This is a genomic window from Neobacillus ginsengisoli (assembly GCF_030813055.1).
On sequence record NZ_JAUSTW010000009.1, the window covers coordinates 23,562 to 48,333 of the forward strand.

The window sequence follows — 24,772 nt, forward strand, 5'->3', positions numbered from 1 at the left end:
ATGTAATCGAATCACTGAAGTTATTAGGAAAAAAACACTTCGTCCACATACCTGCAAAACATTTGGCCCGTTTCGTAGTTGAGCGTACCTCAATCAAATACTTACTGCAGCTTTGCAGCATTTTGCAAATATTCCCGGAGCAAACAATGCTCCGGAATGATTTATGCTGGATTGGAAGTAGGGCACCTGTTAATATCAATTGGATTTTCAACCCATCCGTTTTTATTAGCAATTGTGCTGCTTTTTGGACATATTGGTCTGAAGAAACGGCTTCACCAGAATTTTAAATATTCGGGTATTCCTCTTTTAATTGGTGGGTAAGCTGCTATGAACAAATGAACTCCAATCGATTTGATATAACCAGTTTGCCGCTACTTCAATATCCTTTGAGAACACACGATCTTGCGTAATGCTTGGAATGAGCTTTCTCGATTCAGTATAAAACGCTTTAGTAAATGAAGCCATCTTTTCTGTTCCGCGATATTCCACTGCCTGCAAGGCACAAATGAGTTCAATGGCCAATACGCGGCGGACGTTTTGAATGATTTGATGGGCATGGCGGGATCCAATTGTCCCCATGCTTACATGATCTTCCTGATTTGCTGAAGATGGGATGGAATCCACACTTGCCGGATGAGCGAGTGTTTTATTTTCAGAGACGAGCGAAGCAGCACAATATTGCATAATCATCGCTCCCGACTGCAAGCCTGGCTCTGGGCTTAAAAATGGCGGTAAATCATTCAGCTGTGGATTGACAAGACGCTCAATGCGTCGCTCTGAAATATTCGCAAGCTCAGCAACGGCAATTTTCATGAAGTCCATCGCAAGTGCGATTGGCTGGCCGTGGAAGTTGCCCCCCGAAATGACCTTTTCACCGTCATCGAAAATAAGTGGATTATCGGTGGCTGCGTTCATTTCAATTTCAAGCTTCTCTTTCACATAATCAAGCGCCTGCCAAGATGCTCCGTGTACTTGCGGGATGCAGCGAAGAGAATACGCATCCTGCACCCGCAGTTCTCCTTGCTTGGTGATAAGCTGGCTGCCGCTGATCATTCGACGAATGCGTTCCGCGACTTCGGATTGCTGGCGATACCCACGTGCATGATGAACATCCGCATCAAAGGCTTCTTCAATGCCACGTAACCCCTCTAATGTCAATGAAGCAATCGCCTCCGTTTGAAGAGCCAGCTGCTCGGCTTCAATGTAATTGACGAGACCCATTGCCGTCATAGCTTGCGTACCGTTAATTAACGCTAATCCTTCTTTCGCTTTCAATGTCAGTGGAACGATGCCTTCTTTCGATAAAGCTGTGATTGCCTCCATTTTCTCCCCTTTATAGAACACTTCACCTTCACCCATTAGCACAAGAGCCAAATGCGACAGCGGTGCCAAATCCCCGCTCGCTCCAAGAGAACCTTGCTGGGGGATGACCGGATGAACATGGGCATTCAAAAGCTCAAGCAAACGTTCAATGACAACCGGACGAACCCCCGAAAATCCTTTTAATAGCGCGTTAGCGCGGAGAAGAACCATGGCTCTTGAAACTACTTCAGGAAACGGTTCACCTACCCCGCATGCATGGGAGTGAATCAAATTCCACTGCAGCTTCTCTACATCCTCTGCATCAATCAATACATCGCTAAACTTTCCAAAACCAGTTGTAATACCATAGATGACTTTCTTTTGCTTTACAATTTTTTCGACCGCTTCCCGGCTTTTTTCAACTTTCTTTACACTATCAGCTGAAGCCTTTACAAACGCATCACCGTATAATACTTTTTTCGCCTCTTCAATCGTTAAAGACTGACCCGTTAACACAATCATTTCCTACACCCCTCATTTTTTTTTACAAACAAAAGGAGGCTGTATTGACAGACGTGTCCCGTCTTCAATACAGCCTCCTATTTTACTAATAACTATAGGCTTCTAATTATTTAAATGTGGTTAATTCCCAAGCCAACCGCTTCATGTTCAAATCCACGAACCGGTGCTCCAATTGTTCCATACACGGCGACAGCAATCCATTCGCCTTCTTCCTTGTTTTCAAACGGCTTTCCTCGAACGATTGCAAACCGAAGCCCTGCCGTTCTCAGCATACCGCCAAGCTCTACTTGCCCGCGTGTCACTCCGTGCATCGCTTCAATAATAGCATGATACAACGAATGCATTTCGCGATAAAGATCAGGATTGACTATTCCCTGTCTTTTTGCTAATGTCTCAATGGCTGCCACGATTTTTTGCAGCTCCATTGATCCGACTTTTCCTTTTCCATAACGCCAATTCATTCGCGTAAGTTCGCTTGTTAATGAGGCTTCTTCCTCTTCTTCCGCAAACGCGTACATGATTGCCTGCTGCCCGATTTTTCTGTCGAACTCTTTCGTCATGCCGTTACCTCTTTTTAAAATTTTCTAAATTGACTAATAACTATTCATCATTGTAAACGGATTCATATAGTTCGGTCAACATATTTTTTATCGTTGGATCAAATTCCCTTTTAATTTGATAAAATATTCATGGGTTTGCGCTAATTACATTCCCTACCAATTTTTATTGCCATTTTTGTATCATTACAAACTCCGAGATTTCGAATCCGATACAAAAGTTAAACTTGTCGTAAATCCCAAACAAACCAAGTTTATTTGTGCAAGTAGTATCGATTGTTGGGACATCAGTTATTAAATAGAGTTTGGTACGCTTCTTGGCATACCTCTCTCCTTCTCTTGTTTTGTAGGGTTTATTCAAAGGGAAGAATTCCCTTTGGTTCGCTACCCATTGGTCTAAGTCGTTAAGTACTACATTTGAAAGTAATGGTGAGCACAAACTGCCTTGCGGTGCACCTTTTGTAGGTATTACTTCACCATCAATTTCAGCTTTTAACATTTTGGAGATACACGCTAAGACCTTTTTGTCCTGAATACCCAAGTTCCATAGTTGTTTTATTAGCTTATTATCAAAAAAACCGCGTATATCAATGTCTACTACGTAATGAAGTGATGCATGGTTAACGAGAGATTGTACTCTTGCCATTGCATGATGTGTAGACCGAAAAGGTCTAAACACATGGCTATGTTTGTAGAATTGCGCTTCAACTATGGGTTCAAGAACTTGTTTAAAACTTTGTTGTATAATTCGGTCGAGAATACATGGAATTCCAAGAGGTCTCCATTTGCCATTATCTTTCTCAATAAATTTCCGTCTGACTTTCTTTGGGCGATAGTTTTTTAGTTTGTTTTGAATCTCAGTTACTAGTTCGTTATCTGATAGTTTTTCAATGTCTTTGATGGTTTTCCCATCAGTTCCCGCAGTCTTTGAACCTTTGTTAGACTTTATTGTTCGATAGGACAATAAAATATTTTCTCTAGATGTAATAGTGTCATATAGATACTTAAATGATTCCTGTTTACTAGCTCTATCGTATAAGTCCGTAAAGGTTTCCGTCATGCCGTAGTAATCCCAATATCGTAGAGTTTGCACTATGGCATCCCTCCTCTTCGAGGCGATGTTCCCACGTTCTTACCCGATTGGTGCAATACACGCTTGGAAAATAATCGTTCAATTTCGTTAGACTTGGGGCTATTCCTCCACTCCCATTACAGAAGTTTCATTAGTCATACCCCTACCCTCACAAGGACAAATACATTTCGACGTGGTCTTATAGCAACCGTTTCGGGTGACAGATCTTGTTTCAACGTCCCTTGCTTTCCAAGTACCTTACAACGTAGCTATCCGTTCTAGACGTAGGTGCTTCCTTAAGCCTGTGAGCTGGATACCGCCATTGTTCGGCATAGCGTATTTCAGAGGACGCATTTTTACTCTAAACCACTCACCCCATCCTTTGATGGTACATAGATGACCTGCCAGTCATAACGCATGCAGGAGTATTGACGGGATGGTTTCAAGAAACATGCTTCCGTCATTCCCATCCTCCGTTGTAAAGTTGAAGTTAATCTAGTAAACTTCCTGTTTTTCACGCTGGAAAGCGTTTATAACAGAACTTGCCGCGCGCGCCCAATTGTGGAAGAATAAGTGATGAAAATGCTTAGTTATTATTAAATAAATCTTCTTCAAACTTTTTATAGGCTTCTTCTATTCCCATAATAACGTTTTTAATCTTCATATGCCCTTCTGTATATACAGGATGGTCTCTTAATTCTTCCCACATATAATGATACCTTTGAACATTATTTGTTTCACAAAAAATAATATCTGTGTAATCTTTCCTGGTAAGGCTTCTGCATCAAAGAAGCGTACCTGTACTTCAGGGTATTTTAAGATAACTTCTTTTAGCTCATTAGCCCTTTTTCCTCTTTCTTCACGAGTCATGGCAAGCCAAGATGGATAAAACTCCACTAAAACGATAAAAACATAATTCATTCTTATTCACCTCCATAAGGGGTACCGACAACAAAATGCGGATTTCGCTAAGCTATTTTTTTCTTAAAAAAGCCGGATTCCTGCTCACTAAGAAAGGAATATCCGGCTTTGCTTATTACGTTATCGATTCCCGTTTAGCACAATAAAAAATCATAATAATTGTAAACAAGTAACCAAGTTATTAATGAGGTAGCGTTAGGAAAATAAAGATAAATTACTTACTTACTTTTAAAAGAAACTGATCGATACTCTCTTTTTGCCGTAAGTGGTGCTGGAAAGGCATTCGATTAGTTGAAAATATTCCTAATTTTCTTCCTCTTTAATGTTGAGTAATACGTCCCAATGCTAAACTAAATAACATCTTCTGATTAACTTCGATTTACTTACAAATAATCCCTTCTTTTTTATTCAAGAAAATGGCCCTTAACATAAAGAAAGGCACAATTCATTCTGCAGAATTGCGCCCTTTAGTTGGAAGAAGAAAGTCTGTTTGTGATGCATAATATGTTCGAAGGTCGTAACAAAAATTGTCTGCATACAATTAACAATTCCTCTACAATTGTGCTAAATTTGAGGTGAAACCATTTGTTTCGTAAATCAATTGAAGCCCTTAGTTAAACAAGAAATACAAACAAAACTCTTCTAATTTTTTATATTTTGGTCCCAATACTTTGACTACGCTTTTGTCTATTTCTTTGTAATTCGCTTTGTTTCCATGTGTATTTTTGCATATATAACCTAAGCACATCTTTCATTAACTTTCCGTTTCTTTCAACCGCATCTCGAAAATCATCTTTTATCTGTTCTGGAATTTCAATACTTACTCGAACGATTTTTGGATCAATTTTAATTCCTATTCTTTCTTTCATTTTTTTTCCGTGCCTGACACATTAATTAACCAATTTTCTTTAGAAGAGATCCTCCACAATCTGGCCCTTTCATGCAAAAAGGACGCTCATCCTATTCCGGATATGCGCCCGATTGCGGAAGAACATTACATTTAACATTTTTCTAAATTAAAACGCAGGTGGGGTAACTGAAAATAATACAACTGCATTATGACTAAAATTATTTTCCCATTTATGTTTCAAATTTGCTGGTATTTTCACACTATCACCAGCTTCTAATAAATATTCTTCTTCACCCAAATACAACTTAATTTTTCCTTCCAAAATAAATGCTACTTCCTCTCCTCTATGTTCTAGAAGATTTTCTGACGAAGAAGTATTCGAAGGAACTTTCATAATCGCTGTTGCTAAATTACCCGTAAAATCAGGTGACAATAACTCATAAGACAAATTATCAATGATCATTTTCTTACGTTTACTTGACCTAACGATTAAATCCTTCGTAATTGTTTCTTCAAGTAAAAAACTAAAAGTTGGAACATTCAGAGTTTTAGCTAAGACTTTTAGGGTTTGAATAGAAGGATTCGCCAAACCTCGTTCAATTTGGCTTAACATTGAAGGTGTAATTTCAGCTAATTTTGCTAACTCTCTACTACTCAATCCTTTAGCTTTTCTATATTTTTCAACTTTCTTACCAATATCTATATTTTCCATAAACGATACTCCTTAATGAGTTGTTAAATTTCATTTAAATAAAGTAAATATAAATTAACATAGAGATAGTTGTGTGTTAAACTATATTAAAATTTATTTAATTATAATTTATAAAGCAACTTGCTACAAGAAAATTAGGAGGATCAAACAAATGAAGGAGATTGAAAGAAAAGAAATACAAACATGGAAAGACCAATATCCTTTACTAAACAAGCTCATTTCGATGGATGAAGTATTTTGGCTCAATCCAAATGTCGAAAAATTTCAAACGGGAATTAAGAAATCCCCCCTTACTCAAGAAGATGTAAGAGATGCAGAGGAAAGGTTGAAACGTTTTGCTCCATATATCGCCAAGGTTTTCCCTGAAACAAAAGGAACGAATGGTATCATAGAATCTCCTTTAGTGAGAGTTCCTGCCATGAAACAATCCTTAGAACAGGATTATCAACAACCTATATTAGGGGAATTATTACTAAAATGTGATAGTCACCTTCCTATCTCAGGATCTATTAAAGCAAGAGGCGGGATTTATGAAATTCTCAAACATGCAGAAGAATTAGCTTTTCAACATCAATTGTTAACGATTCAAGATGATTATTCTTTATTAGATAGTAATAGGTTTCGAACCTTCTTCTCACAATATTCAATCACAGTAGGCTCGACTGGAAATTTAGGACTTAGTATTGGCATCATCAGTGCAAAGTTAGGTTTTAATGTTTCTGTTCATATGTCAGCTGATGCAAAACAGTGGAAAAAAGATTTGCTTAGAAGCAAAAATGTCAAAGTTATTGAATATGAAGCTGATTATAGTAAAGCAGTAGAGGAAGGTCGAATCCAAGCAGCTAGTGACCCAACATGTTATTTTGTGGATGATGAAAATTCTCACGACCTATTTTTAGGATATGCAGTGGCTGCATCTCGATTGAAGAAACAATTAGAAGAGTTAGAGATAACAATAGATGAAAATCATCCTTTGTTTGTTTACCTTCCATGTGGAGTGGGTGGTGGTCCTGGAGGCGTAGCTTTTGGTTTGAAATTATTGTATCAAGACCATGTTCACTGTTTCTTTGCAGAACCTACCCACTCACCATGTATGTTACTCGGTTTAATGACTGGACTTCATGATAAAGTTTCTGTACAAGATGTTGGTATCGATAATGTAACAGACGCGGATGGCCTTGCTGTAGGAAAGCCTTCTGGGTTTGTGGGTAAAACTATGGAACCTTTTTTAAGTGGTAATTATACGGTTAGCGATGAACAGTTGTATAAGTTGCTAAAAGAACTAGTCGATACAGAGGGGATCCATTTAGAACCTTCTGCACTAGCAGGCATGATAGGACCAAGTAAATTATGTAAAGAGGGCATCGATTATTTACAGAAGCATTGTTTAACGGAAAAGATGAGTAAGGGTACACATATTATTTGGGGGACTGGTGGAAGCATGGTTCCTAAAGAAATGATGACGGAATATTATCAAAAAGGGTTGAAATTATCGTTAGAGAAACAGAAGTAATTTAACACGGGGTAGTTTAACCCGTGTTTTTATATTTTAAATTTCATTTTTTATTAAACTAACCTCCCGTTAGTATAAGTTCAAACCCTCACAAACTCTTCTAAACTTTAATTTAGATACTAAATTTTCTTTGAAGGTGTTGTTCCACACTCTGGCCCCTTCATGCAAAAAGGACGCTCATCCTATTCCGGAAATGCGCCCGATTGTTGAAGATCAAGGACCGTTGAAACTTTTTCGTACTTATTCAAAAATAGCCGCTGTTAGAAAAATAAGAAAGAAGTTGCCTTAGCCACTCCTAATACAATCTTTTCTACTGAAGCTCTACCAGAAGGTGGTCGAGGCGGTCAAATTGTGAGGCCATTCCTTGGACAGCACCCATGTCCATTACCTGCTGAAGAGCCTCGATTGATGCGAATTAAGAACGCGTAATAAGTTTCGTTTTTCCTTCGTGTTCAACAAAATTCATCGTAATCAGCATCTCTGGCATTCTATCGACAGCATTACCTTTATGATCTTCAAACACATCTGTATAGACAATTTTCTCAGGCGGAATAATCTCTTGATAGACAGCTTTACCCCAAGATTCTTGGCCAAAAAACTCGCCTTGGTTCTCATCTGTGCAACGCATGCAATAATGCCATACACCGTTAGGCTTAAACTCAAATTTGCGATTTTCTGTTTGCCATCCTCTTGGTCCCCACCAGCTCGCCAAGCGCTCAGGCTCCGAAAATGCTTTAACTCATAAAAAAACTAACAATTGGCATAATCAACATAATAAACGTATAGCCGAATTCCATAAAAATCATGCGTCCGAAATAGAACGTTACGAGAATGCATCTCTGCTGCACCAAAGAAGATCAAACTCTGTCCTTATCGGGTTACGCCTAAAGAGGTCTCAGAAAAAGCACCGCTTAATAGAAGTGCTCTTAAACAATGTAATACAATTCAATTCATACCTTCTAAAGGAAATTCGTTTTCTAAACTTTAAAAACAAACCGATTTAACATAGCGAGGGTGTAATCAATGCCTTGTTCTCCAAGGTCTCCCTCCCAGATATGCGAATGAGGTTCAATGCTCAGGCCGCCAGTGTATTGTTTGGCATATAATATAGCCATAAAGGAACCCCAATCTGTTTGGTCCAATCCTGCAGGAGGATCATCGAGTCTTTCTCCATCAATGATTAAGGACCCTTTAATATGAATATGATAGAAGCGTTCTCCCCAATCACGCATTTCTTTTAAATAATCTCTTCCACCATAACGAGCATGCGAAGGATCATATTTGATTCCTAAATCTTTTAAGTAACCATGAATTACAGTCCACGCCATATGATTATTAACAAAATTATTCCAATCACAATTGTATGTTGATATCTTTACATTTTTTGATTTTCCATATTCAATAAGTTTCGAGAAATATTGAATGGCCGCTTGGCAGTTTTCATAGTAAGAAAGTTCTTCTATGTAATTACAGCCACATACAAAGTTCTCACATTTCAATTCGCTGGCAGCATCTATAAGGAGATAGGATTTTTTAAATTCTTCTTCAATCAGTGTTCCGTTTGCGTCAATCCGATCTGAACCCCAACGGCCAATAGAACCTATTGAAACACCGTATTCCTTGCTCCACTCCTTAATTACATGGATATTTTCAATAAATCCCTCAAAATCACTATTTACATTGATGCAGAATTCCAGAAAGTCTATCCCTTTTTCACTTGCTTTTTGAAACGTTGTTTCATCAGGAAATCCAATTATACCAATCTTCATGACGTATCCCCCATTAATCAAAGTATACAGCTTTTCCAGTTTTAGAAGATTCATAGATTGCTTCCAAAATTTCAGTAACAACTAATGCCTCTTCAGGTTTAACAAATGGTTCAGTATCATTGATGATGCACTCAATCCAGAGTCTTGCTTCAATGTCCGACTCACTTTCCTGTTTTCCTTCATAAAAGGCTACTCCGGTTGATGAGATATCAACTTCTTTCGTATATAATTTGCCGAACTGTTCGCCGTTAATACGCAGCCCGTTTTCCATGTCAGCTCCACCTTCAGTACCGGAAATTAAACATTTTGCTTCACCAACCTGCAAGGTATTCAACGCCCAGCTTGACTCCAGAATAATGGTTGCACCGTTTTCCATGGTTATAAACCCAAAAGCAGAATCTTCAACTGTAAATTCTTCCGGATTCCAGGAACCCCACGCATTTGCAGCGTTTTTTTTCTTCCCCAGCTTATGAAAGGTCTTTCCCAAAACCACCTTAGGTTTATAGTTATTCATCATCCACAGAGTTAAATCTAGTGCATGAGTCCCAATATCGATAAGTGGACCTCCACCTTGCTTGTCTTCATCCAAGAAAACACCCCACGTTGGCACGGCACGCCTTCTTACTGCTTGAGCTTTCCCAAAATAGATTTCACCAAGTCCTCCTTCCTGACAATACTTATGTAAAAACTGGCTATCCTGTCTATAACGATTTTGATAGCCAATAGATAACTTCCTGCCAGTGCGTCTGGCGGCTTCCAGCATTCTCTTAGCATCTGCGGAAGTTTTGGCCATTGGCTTTTCACACATCACATGCTTTCCTGCTTCAAGTGCTGCAATAGTGATTTCTGCATGGGAGTCATTAGGCGTACAGACATGTACCACTTCAATTGAGGAATCAGCAAGAAGTTGATGGTAATCTGCAAACACTTTTGATTCTTCCGTTCCGTAAGCTTCCTTTGCTTTTAATGCCCGTTCCTCAATAATATCGCAAAAAGCAACTAGTTCTATATGACTAATTTTCTTTAAGGACGGCATATGTTTTCCATTAGCAATCCCCCCACACCCGATAATAGCGACTTTCAATGTTTTATTCATTTAAACCATCTCCTGTTTAATTAGGTTGCTGACTTGACATTTTCAATCCTAAGTTCCATTTTTGAAAATACATGGTGGGCAATAAACGTAATCCAATAAGAGAAAGCACTTCCGCTTAAGAAAAATGAAACTCCTGGAAATTTCATTGCAAACAGAAACATAAATACACCTCCGCCTATCATCAAAAGACTTTGCAGCGGAAATGAAAAAGCAATTATGAAGGCATTTTTAATATATTGAAAGGGTTTAAACTGATAGTGAGCATAAATGGGAAAGAGAAAAAAAATTAAAATGCTGTAAAATAGAACTATGCTTAACCATAAAAATTTTAGAAGAAAAAACGTTAGGACATGTTGAGCGATATAAAATTTATAATCCACTATTAAAATCAATCCTACTAAGATCAGAACGAATCCAAGGACCTGTACCTTTAAAAATTCTTTCCGGTAGGACTCCCAGAATGTCTTGAAAATCTTAATATCCTTGTTTCCCATCACCCATTTTCGCGTGACTGAGAACATTGCTGCTGTTGAAGGCGCAAGCCCAAAAACGAACAGACCGGCAAATGTAAAAAAGATCCATAGTATATTTAAATATGCTATACGATATACCCATTCACATATACTATAAAGCTTTCCTATATACCATCTTTCCACCACGGACTTTTCCTCCTCAACGTAAATTCAGTTTATCAAGTTTTGAAAACAACATTTCTCCTCAATTCTAATAAATCCTATTTCAGGACACGGATAACGTGTTTTTCAGCATTTTCAAACGTTAATGGATTTAGTACATCTATAGCTACTTCTTGTTCGTCCACAAAGACTCGCTGGCTTTGTTCTAACGGTAGGTCTACAAATAATTTCCATCCTTTTTCTTTTAATGAAATTTCATATAGGTCCTCTTTTTCGTTCCGAGAAATGGATAGGCTACATTCATTTGTCTGCATTCCTGTACCTATTTGAACGTTTTCAGCTTCTATCTTATTCCAATGTTGAGGAAGCCTTGGCCTAATGGTTACCTCTTTCCAATAAGCTTTAGGTTGTATTCCAAAGATATAACTCATCAAGGGCCAAACTAATCCATACGAAGTCCAGGCTTGAACAAAACAGCCATAGTCTGGGGACATTTCCGATATGGAACCAGGAAGTCGTTTATTGAAGGTACTTGCAATTAAGTTTATATATCTAAGTGCTTCATCCATTCGATCATATCTGCTTTCCGCTACTGCTTGCACTCCAGTTGAAATGGTCATCATGTGAGTTTGATTCATCCCGGATAGGTATGTTCCCCATTCTCCAGTAAATTCATCAGTTCCCATTCTTTCTAAAGCGGGTATTGCTTTTTCCCTAGGAGCCAGACCGATTTCCATTGGCGTATTAATGACCCAATTTTTAAACAACCATGGTTGCTGTACGTTTGGATCTAGATTAGACATTTTTTCTTTCATATTTTCCAGCTCTATTGCTGCTTTTTCAGCCTGGCCGTCTCTTGCCCGTTTTATATAAACATCGATTCTTCCAAGTACCATTTCAGGCGTAGCCATAGCATCGGCATAAAGTTGTTCCTCTTCCATCCATAATTGGGTGTTTATGATTTCACCCAACTGTTCAGAAAGCTTCTTATAGTAGTGTGATAGATCTTCTTCTTTAAATAATTCAGCCATTAATGAGCCCACTCTTAGAGCCTCATATGTATAAACGGCTGAATCAATTAATTCAACATTTAACCCTTCTATTTCAATAATGCCATATCCTTCAGGAAGTAAATCACCGTCAGGGTCCATATCATTTAACAGCCAATCTATTCCCTTTTTCACACCCGGAAAAACGGATTGCAAGAATTCCAGATCGCCCGTCCACAAAAATGTATCCCAGACGCATTTGATAAAGTGCGGGGTTTCCTGGGTATTTCCTTTATTTGAAACAGCTCCAAAGGTTTGTACTTCGTGTATAATACGACCATTGCCATTCTCTAATTCAGATACCTGGTGAATCAGCGTTAAGGTTTGTTTCGCAAGTTCTAAATTCCCAAGAGGCAGGTTTCCGAGAAGAGCATAAGCATTATCGCAGCCAAACCACCATGGGTACTCTGGATGTCCAGCTACGAGTCCGCGTCCGATATCTGGAACCTCCATGGAAAGCCAATCCAGATTAAACTTATTCCAATTAAAAACCTTTTCTAAGTGTTTATCAGGAATTCTAACATTAGACTTTTGCAATAATTCGTTATAACGTTGCTTCTTTGCTTTAAAGAGCTGTTTGTTTTGTGTTTTTAACGTGGAAAAGGTTTGCAGCGCAGATTCGGAAGATTTATTTGACCCTGCAACGAAGAATGTAACTTCTGTGGTTTCTCCTTGCCTAATTTCAATATTTTCATAGGTAAGCAACCCTGAAATACCTTGTCCTTCCGTTTTTTCTGGCCCAAATAATGAACGGTCTACCTTTCCGTACTGATAAGGACGGTCCGCACCAAATACGACAAACCAGGGATTTATTGAATCATTTCCGATAAAAACCCCTTTAAATTCATCCAGTTTGCCATCATCTTTTCCATCTTCAATCCCAATTTGTTCTGAATACCAGACAGGACTTAAATCGGTTCTACCTAAAAAGGATAAATCAAACATCCGATCTTTATCGCTTTCATTGGTTAGAAGGTAAGTGATGACCACCCCTTCCAGTCCGTCTGGACAAAATTGCTGGCGTGTAATTTTGATCTCTTGTTCTGGAAAAAGATATTCATGTTCATTATAAAAAGGGTAATTGTGGAATGCATTAGCTTCTTCCAGCCAAAAACCCTGCGCATCACCCGTTTGTTCTCTAATATGCAGCCAATATCCGTCCAGAAGCTTGATAGGGTGAGCCCATACCCCTCCCATCTCATCCTTTACATGGTGGCCAAAATCGGGAAACATTCCATTTTGTGCACCGACCACATAACACCGGTCTCCCGCTGAAATATATAAATCATTTAAATTTGAACTCTTACTTTCTTTAAAATCATCAACTTTCGGAAAATTCGATTTATTAACTTCCTGTACATTCATAGTTATTCTCCTTCCTAGATATCTATCCTTTTATCCCGCCTGATAAAGAAATACCTTCAATGAAGTATTTTTGACCTACAAAGTAAAGGATCAGCGATGGCAGCATAGTGACAACAGATGCAGCCATTAAGTAATTCCACTGAACATTATTCTCACTCTTAAAAAAATTAATTCCTAAGGATAATGTATACAGATCCGGTTTACTCAAATAAATCAAAGGTCCCATGAAATCATTCCAGGCACCATTAAATTGAAAAATAGCTACCGTTGTTAATGCAGGCATCGTCAAAGGTACAATAATCCTCCATAAAATTCCTAATGTACCTAAGCCGTCTATTTTTGCCGCATCCTCTAATTCAGTAGGAATTGACATATAAAATTGCCGAAGCAGAAAGATAAAAAATGCATTTCCAAAAAATGAAGGAACGATTAAAGGAAGGAATGTATTGACCCACCCCAAAGTTTTAAATAAATAAAATACTGGAATCATGGTAACGGCAGAAGGTAGCATCATCGTAGCAAGCATAACGAGAAATAATACATTCTTCCCCTTTGCCTGAAAACGGGCAAACCCATAAGCAACTACCGTACAAGAAAATAGCGTACCAATAATTGTTGTTCCTGTTATTAGAACCGTGTTTCCAAGCCATTTTCCAAAAGGCAAGGATTGAAACGTTTTTACATAATTATCCCAGCGGATGGGATTAGGTATCCATTTTGGAGGGACCGAAAAAACCTGATAGGATTCTTTTAAAGAGGTTGATAGCATCCAGAAAAAAGGAATAAGCATGACCACTGCCCCTGTTATTAGCAACAGATACAAAATAATTCGTCCAATTATTTTAGATAATCTAACGCTTTTGGTTCTATTACTTTTGCCTGATTCTGATATAGTTGAGGTAGACATATGACTTACTTCCTTTCTCCTTCGTAATGCACCCAAAACGATGATGATTTAAATACAAGCAGGGTAAAAATGAAAATGATAATAAATAATATCCAGGCTAGTGCTGAAGCATATCCCATATCAAATTCTTCAAATGCTTTTCTGAATAAATAATAATTAAAAAACAAAGTGGAATTCATCGGGCCACCTTTGGTCATTACATACGCTTGACCAAATGTTTGAAGAGCTCCGATAATACCAGTAATTAAATTGAAGAAAATGGTTGGGGTCAGCATGGGAATCGTAATATGCCTGAATTTTTGAAATTTACTTGCACCGTCCAAGTCAGCAGCTTCATAGAGATAATCCGGAATACCATTTAAGCCTGCAAGCCAGACAATGATTCCTCCTCCTGCTCCCCATAAGCCCATAATAATGATAGACACCATTGCCCATTTTGGATCAAAGATCCATCCAGGCCCATTGATTCCTAAATAACCAAGAAAGGTATTTAAAAGGCCAATTTGAGGATTGAAAATATACATCCATAAAACCATAACAGAAACTCCGCTTACAACAGCAGGAAGATAATAAATGGTCCTAAAAATACGCATACCTCTAACCGCTTGATTTAGAAGCATAGCAACCCCTAAGGAGACAATTAAACCAAGGGGCACGGAAAACAAAGAGTAAATCATCGTTACCTTAAGTGACTGCCAGAATAGGTCATCGCCTGTAAAAGCCTTTATATAATTCTCGAGTCCTATCCATTTGGCATTGGTCAATAAATCCCAGTTTGTAAAGCTAATATAAAGAGAGGAAACCATCGGCCCTAAAATGAAGAAAAGGAAACCCAAGAGCCAGGGTGAAATTAATAAATAAAAAGTAATGCCTTCTTTTCTGCTAGCATTCAACCACTTATTCTTCTTTTTCACGAAAGGGATAGGACTATTGACTACAGTGGATAATTTTGAATCTCTTTGCATTTTTTCACCTCAACTCTACTTAGTAAGGTGAGTCACTTGACTCACCTTACTAAGTAATTTATAAGTCTGTTTATTTTTGTTCTTTGCTTAACAGCTCATCCGAATTCTTAGCTGCTTTATCTAATTCCTCATCAATATTGATTTGTTTGCCAAGCATGAATTGTTCCATTAGGCTAGCTACTTCTTTGCTTCCTGTTGTTGTATAATATGGGCTGATTCTTTCAGGGAATATTTGTATTTTTGAAATTCCATCTATAAACGGTTTTAAGATAGGGTCTGTCGTTTGTCCTTTTTCTTCTGCCACAGATTTTACAGCGGTAAAGGCATGATCAGCGAAGACTTTTTCTCCCTCCGGTCCTGTTAAATACTTTAAATAATCCCATGCTGCATCTTTATTTTTAGATTTAGAATATAGGCCGTATCCGGCGTAAAAAATCGTGTTTACATCCTTTTGGGGACCTTGAGGCAGTTCTACAGTACCGAATTTAAGATCTGGATTGGCTTTATAATCTGTTACTGGCCAGCGACCCATTACATTCATTGCTACCTTTTGCGCGCCAAATAAATCTACACCCTTGAATGCTTCTGAATCAGCATTCGAAGGAGTGATTTTATCTTTAAAATACATATCATGATAAAACTTCAATGCTTCCTTAGAACCCGCGCTATTTAAATAGCCTTCGAATTTCTTCCCATCGTCACTAATGAAGCTTCCGCCATAACTATATAAAATCGGCAACAGGAAACGCTGCTCAGCTCCGCCAAGCTTTGCCCCCCATTGAACAATTTTTCCATTTTCCGTTTTAGTTAATTTTTTTGATATCGCATAAAAATCGTCCCATGTCCATCCTTTTTTCGGATATGGTACGCCAGCTTTATCAAATAAACTCTTATTATAGAAAACAGCTAGAGTACTATAGTCTTTTGGCATTGTATACAGCTTTCCATCGATTGTGCCTACATCCAAAACGTTTTGATAATAATCTTCTTTTTTAATTCCATTTTTGCCATCTGCATATGTGTTTAAATCTTCCAATGCTCCTTTTTCCATAAAGGTTCTTATGTCACCATCCCCTATTTGGAAAATATCAGGAGCATCCCCTCCAGCAATCTGTGTAAGGAGCTTTGTACCATATTGATCCGGAACCGACTCAATTTGAATCTTTACGTTTGGATGTTTAGCCATGTAGGCATCAGCAATTTTTTGCTGCATGGCCTGACCGTCTCCACCTTCCCATGTACCGATACGCAGTGTAACTGTTTCTCCACCTTTTCCTTTTACATTTGTGCTAGTGTCTTTACTGCAGCCAGTCATTAGAAGCCCCACTGATAACGAAAAAGTTAAAAGCATTTTTCCAGCTTTTTTCATTCTCTTTCCCCCTAATTAATAAGTTTATTGAAAGTAGTTAACTACAAACAATCATTAAAAATTTTTGAACTTATCAAATTGATCGATAGATTATGCTGAATATGGTTTTAATGAACTAGGCATCCATTTTGAATAGTAATGGAGTACCCTGTTGTATTTGTATTTATTTTTACATCAAAAGAACCATCAAACTTTCTTTCTACATCAAATGAAAGTTCTCCATTACCAATTGAAAGGTGGCTAACGCGTAATGTATTCATTTTTGTTAATAGATTAGGCTTTAAAGCTATTTCTTTCTTCAAACTATTTGGAAAAACCCCTAAGATAGATTGAATAAAGATTAATGGTGTTCCAGCCGCCCAGGCCTGTGGAGAACAAGCGACAGGGTATTTAATAGCTTTACCCCCCGAATTGCTGTATCCACAAAACAGTTCAGGAAGCCGGTCATATTCAAAGTGATCAGCAGCATCAATCAGCCCTTCCATCACCAAATTTGCTTCTTCTTGATATCCGAGTTTACTCATCCCTAAGATCGTCATGCTATTATCATGAGGCCACACACTGCCATCATGATAGCTCATAGGATTATAACCATTTTCCCCTTCCGCCATTGTTCGAATTCCATACCCAGAGAACATCTTCGGAGAAATAAGCGTTTTCACAACCTCATCCGCCTTGTCTTTTTCTAATATTTCAGACAAGAGAACATGGCCAGGGTTTGAGGTTAGAGTGCCTACCTGATCTTTATTCTCATCAAGTGCTATAGCAAGAAAGGATACGTCTTCCATCCAAAAATCTTTAACAAATTTTTGTTTTAATTGACTTGCTTGATTCCTTAGCTTCTCGGCATCTTCTTTCTTCCCCATGCTTTCATAAATCTCAGCAATGCCTATTTTAGATTGGTAAACATATCCCTGTACTTCAACTAAAGCTATAGGGGATTTTGCAAGATCACCGCTGCGGTGAACAATTGAATCTCCGGAATCCTTCCAGCCCTGGTTACCCAGGCCTTTGCTTGCTTCCTGATGATATTCAACAAAAAGGTCGTTGTCCCGATCCCCAAACTTGTCGATCCAATTCAAACCTGCTTCAACATTTTCTTTCAATTCTTTAAAAAACTCCAAGTCTCCCGTCCACCTGACATATTCAGTAAGAAGAATTAGAAATAAAGGTGTAGCATCTATTGTTCCGTAATAAGGGGTGAAAGGAATTTGGCCGGTATTAGCTAATTCGCCAAACCGGATTTCGTGCATGATTTTTCCCGGTTCTTCATCCCTCCAGCTATCCTTATTTTTGCCTTGATAGTGTGCCAGAGTTTGTAATGTACCTTTTGCAATTTCAGGATTAAAGGCAAGCATTTGTAAGGCTGCAATAATACTATCTCTGCCGAAAGGAACTCCGAACCAGGGTAATCCAGCTACTGGAAACTTCCCATGCCCCAAATCTGTCAGCAAAACCCGTAAATCACCTATTCCACGGTCAACGAGCCGCTGCAGTGGCTGTAAATCTGTTGAGATTTTGGTAATTCCCTCTTCCCATTCTTTATAGGACGCTCTTAATTGACTAAGTGCAGTACCGGGATTATTGGCAGATGGTTTGTTCTCTGACCCGATTTGCGGTCGTATCATGAGAGTCACGGTTTGTTCTTCATTATGTTTCAATGAAAAATCGAAACCTACATCGCCTGATTTCCTGATATACTTAGGTTCTTTATCCCAAGTAATCTTTGTCGCTCTATACAGCTTGTCTTCACCCAGGTAATGAAAAGTCAGAGAATCTGATGTTACTTCCTGCCCCGTTCTTTTTCCGATCCTCCCTGATTGGAAACCTCTGACGATAAACATGTCTGCAAAATCAGCATCCACATGGATACTAATGTCGAAATTAAGTGGTTTTGGTGAATAGTTTTTAACTTTTATCGTTTCATAGAGAATGTGTTCAGATATAAATCGTGTTCTTTCAAGTTCAACAGATTCTCTCCATAAAATAAGTTCTCCATTCTTCTCTATGTGCGGATTCGTTAAAAGAATTTTAGCTATGTAGTTCTGCGAAGCTTCAGAAGATAGCAGAATGGGAGATTCATCATTTATTTTCAAATCCAGTTTGCTTAAAAATCTGGTATCCCTGCTGTATAGTCCAAGTCCATACGAATGGGTTTCAGGAATATTCCCGCTACTGTCTGTCAGGAAAAATAAATCATCCTCTTTGATTACACGATAGTCCATAATTGTCCTCCTAAACGCTCCATTTCCGAAACGTTTACGATAAAATCCATTCTTGGGTAGGGGATTTTACATAAAACATAAGCAAGCTAAAACGTTTCGGATTTATACCAAAGTAATTTTATACACTTGCTAAGTTAAAACGTTTCGGTTTTTGATAAAAAAAAATTATGATTTTATTTTTGTGTTTAATTTTGTGGACTCTCTAATGATGAGCTTTGTGTTTAGTAGTCTTTGGTGAGGGTCTGTGTTGTTCTCTAACATACTTATTAATAGTTCTGCAGCTTGATAGCCCATTTGATATTTATCCTGTGAAATAGTGGTAAGGGATGGAGTTACATAAGATGCCAGTATAATGTCATCATATCCAACGATGGATAAATCTTCTGGTACTTTTATATTCAATTTATTAGCTGCTCGTATCACTCCAAGGGCCATTAGATCGCTTGCGCAGAATACTGCGGTAATTTCCGGGTAATGTTTAAGTAGCACAGCAGCTTTTTGTTCAGCCACTTCATCTGAGAATGATCCGTCTAAAATCCATTCCTTTTGGATCGGGATATTAGCTTCCTCAAGGGCTTCATTATAGCCCTCTAATCTTTTTTTACTTACATGAGCAAACTCATGCCCATTAATGAAGGCAATATACGTATGTCCCAGTCCAATCAAATGCCGAACTGCTTCTTTTGCTCCTAATACATTATCTGTCGTAACAAAGCCAACTGTGTCCGATTTAATAGGTATGTCTATTAGAACGCAGGGTATATCACTTGTAGCAATTTCTTTTAAATAGGGATCATTGGTTTTTATACCTGATATGATGACGCCATCTACTCTTCTCTCTTTGCAAAGCTGAGTATACGTCTTTACTTTTTGCTTGGCAGAGTTTGTGCTGAATAGCACTAAATCATAATCCAGCTGTCCAGCACATTTGTTAATTCCGCTAAGTACTTCAAATGTAAAGTTATCTTTTACCCCCTCACGAAATAGTTCCGAAACCAGGAGTCCAATGGTTCTCGTTTTTTTCATAACTAAGCTCCTGGCAATTGAATTAGGACTATAATTTAATTCTTTTGCTGCTTGTTTAATTTTCTGTTTGGTTTTTTCGCTGACATCATAGTGATCATTCAATGCCCTAGAGACTGTCGTAACAGAAAGACCGACACTCTTTGCAATATCTTTTATCGTGGACATTTGGTGTTCCTCCAAAACGTTTTGGATTTTCTATCAAAATCATAATCTATTATTGAAAGCGCTGTCAATAATAAGTTTTAATTTTCCAAAAATTTTTAAACTAATTTATTATAGCTACATTAATTATTGTTTCTATTTAATACTCTTTTTCAATTAATAAAATGGTAGATTCCCAGTGATTATGACGTTCCAAAACAATCCCCTCTTCCATTATTCTACTGCCGTTTAAGTGGATGACGCAGTTGTGATCTACATTTGTTATTTTATAATTGTTCAGTGACTTTAAATTTTTTGGCATTATCCTTTTCAGATTTTCATTTGTTTCTAAACTAAAAATAAAAACGAGGCTTTTATCCCGTTCAGGTTCAAGGTTCAAATACACTAAAGCTGGTTGGTTTAATGGAATTTATTATTAATGATGGGGTTACAATAGTCATAAAAAAGTACGTGTTGAAAACCCCACAACTTGCCTAATGAAGCTTTACCGCTTGGTAATTATTTTACCAAAGCGGTTTTTTTTTGCTATTTGATGTATCGAATAATCAAATTTGTTCAGCAACAAAGTGCTAAATCAATGGGTACTAGCCTATTAATGTCCCCTCTTTTGTTGTTAAGGCATAAAATATCACAACAATAAAAAAAGGAGAGAGAGGTATGGGAATATTCATTAACGATATTGATCATCCTGATGTTTATAAAAATACAGAAAAAATCCATGAACCAAATCAGGTGTTTTCTCGGCAGGATTACCTTACAGAGTTAATTAACGAACAACAAAAATCTAATGCTATGCTAAGAAAATCCTTTGCTGAACTAAGCTTGCGGTCTATACAACAAGAAGAGACACAAATAAATCATTGGAATCAGGTTGACCATCAGCTAAATGATTTAAAAACAAGTAACCTCCAGCAAAAAGAAGTTGAAAACACGATTATTCAATTCATGCAGACTATTAGTGAAAAGAATTACAATTTGCAGGCTTTTCTAGAAAATGAAGCCTTGTTAAAAAAGGATATAACTGAAAAAATCGATTGTCTTAATGACATCAATAAAGAAATTGCAGAGCGGTTAGAGAAAAATGAAGTAGCCCACCATCAGCTCGTTTTGCAAATGAATGAGCAGCTTGCATTACAAAAAGAAGTTACTGAAAAAATGACTAAACAAGAGGATTTTCAAGACGGCATGTTGCTACGGATGGACAATCAAGAGGCGTTAATAGACAAAATATCTCGCCAACTGAATCATATCCGCTCGAATCTATTTGAACGTACCAATTACTTAGCGACAAAAATAGACGATGGCTATAAAATAACATCTTCTTATATCTATAAACTCATGACAGGTTCTGAGCAGCCACTCACCTTTTTATTGATGAACAATAAGAAAGAAGAAAGTCAAAAACACACTGATTAAATTCCCAATAAAATGGTATCCAAAATAAGGCGATATTAAATATATCGCCTTTCAATTTATCATTTGGAAATAAAAATCCATTTACTGATTAAAATATAGATACATCTAAATGATAAGTTTTTTTCCTACAATATGGCAACTTTGTTTGGTCGTTCCCCTTCAACTTTTGTAGTCTTCTTTATTACATCTACTTTCATCCAAACATAATCCAGTGTATAAAATGCCTTAAAAATAGTCAAAAGACCCTCCTATATGGTAGTTGAATTAGTCTGAAGGTGCTTAATATATTTTTGAAAATAGAGCAGTCCTTAAGGCTGATACACCGAAAACGGTATTCGGTTGTTTTATTTCCCTCATTTTTCTAATTTCAATTTCTTTAAAATCCTCAAAGATAGTTCTTAATTTCACCTCAGTGAAACCCAACCCACCATTTACGCTCCGCAATCTATAAACATCCTGATCTGATATTTCTGCCCCCCCTAACTCTTCACCTTGAACAAAACATGTAATTGCAAAGTGACCATTTGGTTTTAAAGCCTTTTTAACTAAATTTATGTAACTCATTCTTCTGTGGGGAGCAATATGATGAAAACAACCTGAATCATATACAACATCGTATTTTCCTTCTTCAATATCTAAATCGAAGATATTTTTTTGAATGAAGTTTACATTTACATTCTTTTCCTTTGCTCGCTCTGTTGCCCATTTAAGAGACTCTTCTGATAAATCTACTGCATCAACGATACAACCTTTTTCAGCCAAATAAATTGCATTCCGACCAGGACCACATCCAAGTTCTAGGACATTACCAGGACTAAACAGTTTTTTTTCAAAGTAATTAACTAAATTCTCATCTGGAGAATTTACAAAAAAGGAAACACTCTTTTCACGGTCGATATAAAATTTATCCCAGTACTGAGTCGGCTCACGCAATAATGAATCTAACATTTCCAATAAATCATCTTCAAGGTCAAAAATATTTTCTTTCATAGGTTACCCCTTCTTAACAATAAAAATGCTCTATTTAATTGTACTAAAATTAACCTATCCTTATTGTAATATCAATAATAAATTATTTACAGGATGAATAAAAGATTACAAACAAAATGCCATACATCCTATTTGAATAAATCATAAAGATAGCGTATGGCACTAAAAAAATTTTATTTAACTGGTAATTCTACAATAAAAGTAGACCCTACTTTTTCTTTACTATTTACAGTAATATGCCCCCCATGCAGCTTGACAATAGTGGCAACAATCGATAGACCCAAGCCTGTTCCCTCAACAGTTCTTGTACGTGCCATATCTGCCCGATAAAAGCGATCAAATATCCTTTCTAATTCCGTATTTTTCATCCCTATTCCTGTATCATCAAAAGTTACGAAGATCGATTCTTCTCTTTTTTCAATTAATATCTCTATACTACCATTCGGTTTATTATATTTAATCGCATTTGATAAAAGGTTATCCCAAACAGTATTTAGTAAGGATGGGTCACCGATAATTTCTATATCTGGTAAGGAGTAGCTAAGCATTATCCCTTTTTCACTTATTGCCCATTGGTAATTTCGAACCAATTCCTTCAATTGCTGTCCAACGTTGAATAATCTTTTCTTCATAATATCCTCATTTCGATCTAGCGAGGCAAGAAGTAACAATTGTTTTGTTAATGTAGAAAGCCTTCTAATTTCACCGTTAATGATTGAAACATATTGGGTTCTTTCTTCTTTGTTTATTGAGTCATTTTCCAATAGATTTGTATATCCTTTTATATTAGAGAGAGGTGACTGTATATCATGAGAAATATTCGAGATAAATTCCTTTCTCATGTCATCCATTTGTTCTAATTTTCTTGCCATTCGTAAAAAACTATGGGAAAGTTCCCCTAACTCATCATGACGAGTAATATCCAGTTCGACATTGAAATCTCCATTTGACAGTGATTTTGTTGCTTTGGTCAGGTTGGAAATAGGTTTTACTAAATATTTTGTATTAATAATTACCATCACTATGGTTAAAATAATCGATAATACAAGTATCCAACCAAATAAAATATGCATCTCGTAGAAAAGGAATTTTATATCTGGTCTAACAAAAAGAGCAAAGTTTCTTCCGTTATGTTTTAATGGAACACCAATCGTGTTTCTAAGTTCATTTGCAAAAAAGCCTGTGACAAATGTTTCCTGTGGGTAGCGAAGAATACCATGGAAAATTTGACCATTTAATACATTCTCTTTAATTGAACCGGAAAGACTTTTATCTCTAAAGGGTTCACCAAAAAAAAATTCATTTCCATTGCTATCTACCAAATATATTTGATATCCAACTTCAGATATACTTTCCAAATACTCCGTCAAATTAATCTTTGGATGCTCTGCAGAAAAAGTAGCAATGTTGAGTGCGACCTTTGTGTTTTTTTGGTCATTAAAAGGCTTTAGTTTTTGTTGGTAATAGGTATTTGAGATTAAAAAAGCAAAGATAAAGCTTATAAACATCATTCCTATGGTTATTACAATAAATTTCACATAAAGAGTTTTCATCTACGTTGGACCTCCAATTGATACCCAACTCCGCGTACTGTTTTTATTTGGAAACCATCCGTTAATTTTGAAAAACGTTCCCTTAGTCTTTTTATATGAACATCTACTGTTCTTACATCCCCTTCAAAATCCAACCCCCAAATATGTTCAATTAGGTGTTCTCTGGAAAACACTTGCTTAGGATTAGAAACTAGATAGTATAAAAGTTCAAATTCCTTTAAAGGTAAAAGCAAGGTTCGGTTTCCAATCTGAACTTCATAGCTCTTTTTATTTATAGTTGTACTACCAATGCGCAGAATTGATTCATCTTCTTGATGATCATATCGCCGTAACAAAGCTTTTATCCTAAAGCTTAATTCCTTTGGTTCAAATGGCTTAACGAGATAATCATCCGTCCCGGCTTGAAATCCTAGCTCTTTATCCTCGATTTGGTTTTTAGCAGTTAAAAGGATAACTGGAATATCAAATTCTTTTCGAATTTCTTTCGTAAGGGCATAACCATCCATGAATGGCATCATCACATCCACTATTGCCAAATCACATGCTTCCTTTTTTAATAATCCCAAAGCTTCCATACCGTCTTTTGCTTGGAACACATTATAGCCTTGTTCAGATAAGTGAATATTAACAAGTTTTAGTATATTAATATCGTCATCAACAATTAAAATATTTGTCATACATGTTTTCTCCCAAAAATTCAATTATGTTTGATTAACTTTATAATAATTATTCCCTAATGCACTTTGTTCTTTTCTAAACTTTGTTCTTTTAATGCAATACGTAAAAAACACCTACT

General features: G+C 37.0%; 19 protein-coding genes and 2 pseudogenes. 2 read left to right on the top strand and 19 right to left on the bottom strand.

Annotated features, from left to right (window positions below):
* Positions 1–306: 306 nt before the first annotated feature.
* From hutH to J2S10_RS22280, 6 genes and pseudogenes are all read right to left on the bottom strand, one after another.
* Entirely contained in the window at positions 307–1,824 is a 1,518-nt protein-coding gene (gene hutH / locus J2S10_RS22255) for a histidine ammonia-lyase (protein WP_307412494.1), read from the bottom strand.
* 110 nt (positions 1,825–1,934) lie between these two features.
* The gene (hutP, locus tag J2S10_RS22260) at positions 1,935–2,384 is read right to left on the bottom strand and encodes a hut operon transcriptional regulator HutP (RefSeq protein WP_307412496.1); all 450 of its coding nucleotides are present in this window, start codon (positions 2,382–2,384) and stop codon (positions 1,935–1,937) included.
* A gap of 298 nt (positions 2,385–2,682) precedes the next feature.
* Positions 2,683–3,474 (bottom strand): annotated as a pseudogene (locus J2S10_RS22265) (reverse transcriptase domain-containing protein); the annotation flags it as partial.
* 672 nt (positions 3,475–4,146) lie between these two features.
* Positions 4,147–4,374, bottom strand: a complete 228-nt coding sequence (locus tag J2S10_RS22270) for a hypothetical protein (RefSeq protein ID WP_307412498.1) — start codon at positions 4,372–4,374, stop codon at positions 4,147–4,149.
* 650 nt (positions 4,375–5,024) lie between these two features.
* Positions 5,025–5,243 (bottom strand): hypothetical protein, encoded by a 219-nt coding sequence (locus tag J2S10_RS22275; protein WP_307412500.1) that lies wholly within the window; start codon positions 5,241–5,243, stop codon positions 5,025–5,027.
* Positions 5,244–5,390: 147 nt separating this feature from the next.
* Entirely contained in the window at positions 5,391–5,936 is a 546-nt protein-coding gene (locus tag J2S10_RS22280; RefSeq protein WP_307412503.1) for a helix-turn-helix domain-containing protein, read from the bottom strand.
* A 151-nt stretch (positions 5,937–6,087) separates the two neighbouring features.
* On the opposite strand from J2S10_RS22280, the gene J2S10_RS22285 reads away from it, so the two are divergent.
* Entirely contained in the window at positions 6,088–7,449 is a 1,362-nt protein-coding gene (locus J2S10_RS22285; RefSeq protein WP_307412505.1) for a D-serine ammonia-lyase, read from the top strand.
* Between the two features lie 415 nt (positions 7,450–7,864).
* Here J2S10_RS22285 and J2S10_RS22290 read toward each other — a convergent pair.
* The 10 genes and pseudogenes from J2S10_RS22290 to J2S10_RS22335 form a co-directional block, all read right to left on the bottom strand.
* Positions 7,865–8,173: pseudogene (locus J2S10_RS22290) on the bottom strand (SRPBCC family protein); the annotation flags it as partial.
* Positions 8,174–8,426: 253 nt separating this feature from the next.
* Positions 8,427–9,218, bottom strand: a complete 792-nt coding sequence (locus J2S10_RS22295) for a sugar phosphate isomerase/epimerase family protein (RefSeq protein WP_307412506.1) — start codon at positions 9,216–9,218, stop codon at positions 8,427–8,429.
* 13 nt (positions 9,219–9,231) lie between these two features.
* A complete protein-coding gene (locus J2S10_RS22300) occupies positions 9,232–10,314 on the bottom strand; it encodes a Gfo/Idh/MocA family protein (protein ID WP_307412508.1) in 1,083 nt (360 codons plus the stop codon).
* A gap of 20 nt (positions 10,315–10,334) precedes the next feature.
* On the bottom strand, positions 10,335–10,973 hold the full coding sequence (locus J2S10_RS22305) for a YesL family protein (protein ID WP_307412510.1): 639 nt from the start codon (positions 10,971–10,973) through the stop codon (positions 10,335–10,337).
* Positions 10,974–11,047: 74 nt separating this feature from the next.
* Entirely contained in the window at positions 11,048–13,363 is a 2,316-nt protein-coding gene (locus J2S10_RS22310; protein WP_307412512.1) for an alpha-L-rhamnosidase-related protein, read from the bottom strand.
* 22 nt (positions 13,364–13,385) lie between these two features.
* The gene (locus J2S10_RS22315) at positions 13,386–14,270 is read right to left on the bottom strand and encodes a carbohydrate ABC transporter permease (protein WP_307412514.1); all 885 of its coding nucleotides are present in this window, start codon (positions 14,268–14,270) and stop codon (positions 13,386–13,388) included.
* Between the two features lie 5 nt (positions 14,271–14,275).
* Positions 14,276–15,235, bottom strand: coding sequence for a carbohydrate ABC transporter permease (locus J2S10_RS22320; RefSeq protein ID WP_307412516.1), 960 nt, complete (start codon positions 15,233–15,235; stop codon positions 14,276–14,278).
* Between the two features lie 70 nt (positions 15,236–15,305).
* Positions 15,306–16,604 carry an ABC transporter substrate-binding protein gene (locus J2S10_RS22325; RefSeq protein ID WP_307412517.1) on the bottom strand — a complete coding sequence of 433 codons (1,299 nt, stop codon included), beginning with the start codon at positions 16,602–16,604 and terminating at the stop codon, positions 15,306–15,308.
* A 107-nt stretch (positions 16,605–16,711) separates the two neighbouring features.
* Positions 16,712–18,829 carry an amylo-alpha-1,6-glucosidase gene (locus J2S10_RS22330; RefSeq protein WP_307412520.1) on the bottom strand — a complete coding sequence of 706 codons (2,118 nt, stop codon included), beginning with the start codon at positions 18,827–18,829 and terminating at the stop codon, positions 16,712–16,714.
* Positions 18,830–18,994: 165 nt separating this feature from the next.
* Positions 18,995–20,020, bottom strand: coding sequence for a LacI family DNA-binding transcriptional regulator (locus tag J2S10_RS22335; RefSeq protein WP_307412522.1), 1,026 nt, complete (start codon positions 20,018–20,020; stop codon positions 18,995–18,997).
* A 654-nt stretch (positions 20,021–20,674) separates the two neighbouring features.
* Between J2S10_RS22335 and J2S10_RS22340 the strand changes: the two genes are divergently transcribed.
* Positions 20,675–21,433 (top strand): hypothetical protein, encoded by a 759-nt coding sequence (locus J2S10_RS22340; RefSeq protein WP_307412524.1) that lies wholly within the window; start codon positions 20,675–20,677, stop codon positions 21,431–21,433.
* 279 nt (positions 21,434–21,712) lie between these two features.
* Here J2S10_RS22340 and J2S10_RS22345 read toward each other — a convergent pair whose 3' ends face one another.
* The 3 genes from J2S10_RS22345 to J2S10_RS22355 form a co-directional block, all read right to left on the bottom strand.
* Positions 21,713–22,423 carry a class I SAM-dependent methyltransferase gene (locus tag J2S10_RS22345; protein WP_307412526.1) on the bottom strand — a complete coding sequence of 237 codons (711 nt, stop codon included), beginning with the start codon at positions 22,421–22,423 and terminating at the stop codon, positions 21,713–21,715.
* Positions 22,424–22,596: 173 nt separating this feature from the next.
* Positions 22,597–23,976, bottom strand: a complete 1,380-nt coding sequence (locus J2S10_RS22350; RefSeq protein ID WP_307412527.1) for a sensor histidine kinase — start codon at positions 23,974–23,976, stop codon at positions 22,597–22,599.
* A complete protein-coding gene (locus tag J2S10_RS22355; RefSeq protein WP_307412529.1) occupies positions 23,973–24,653 on the bottom strand; it encodes a response regulator transcription factor in 681 nt (226 codons plus the stop codon). The genes J2S10_RS22350 and J2S10_RS22355 overlap by 4 nt, the downstream gene beginning before the upstream one ends.
* Positions 24,654–24,772 lie beyond the last annotated feature (119 nt).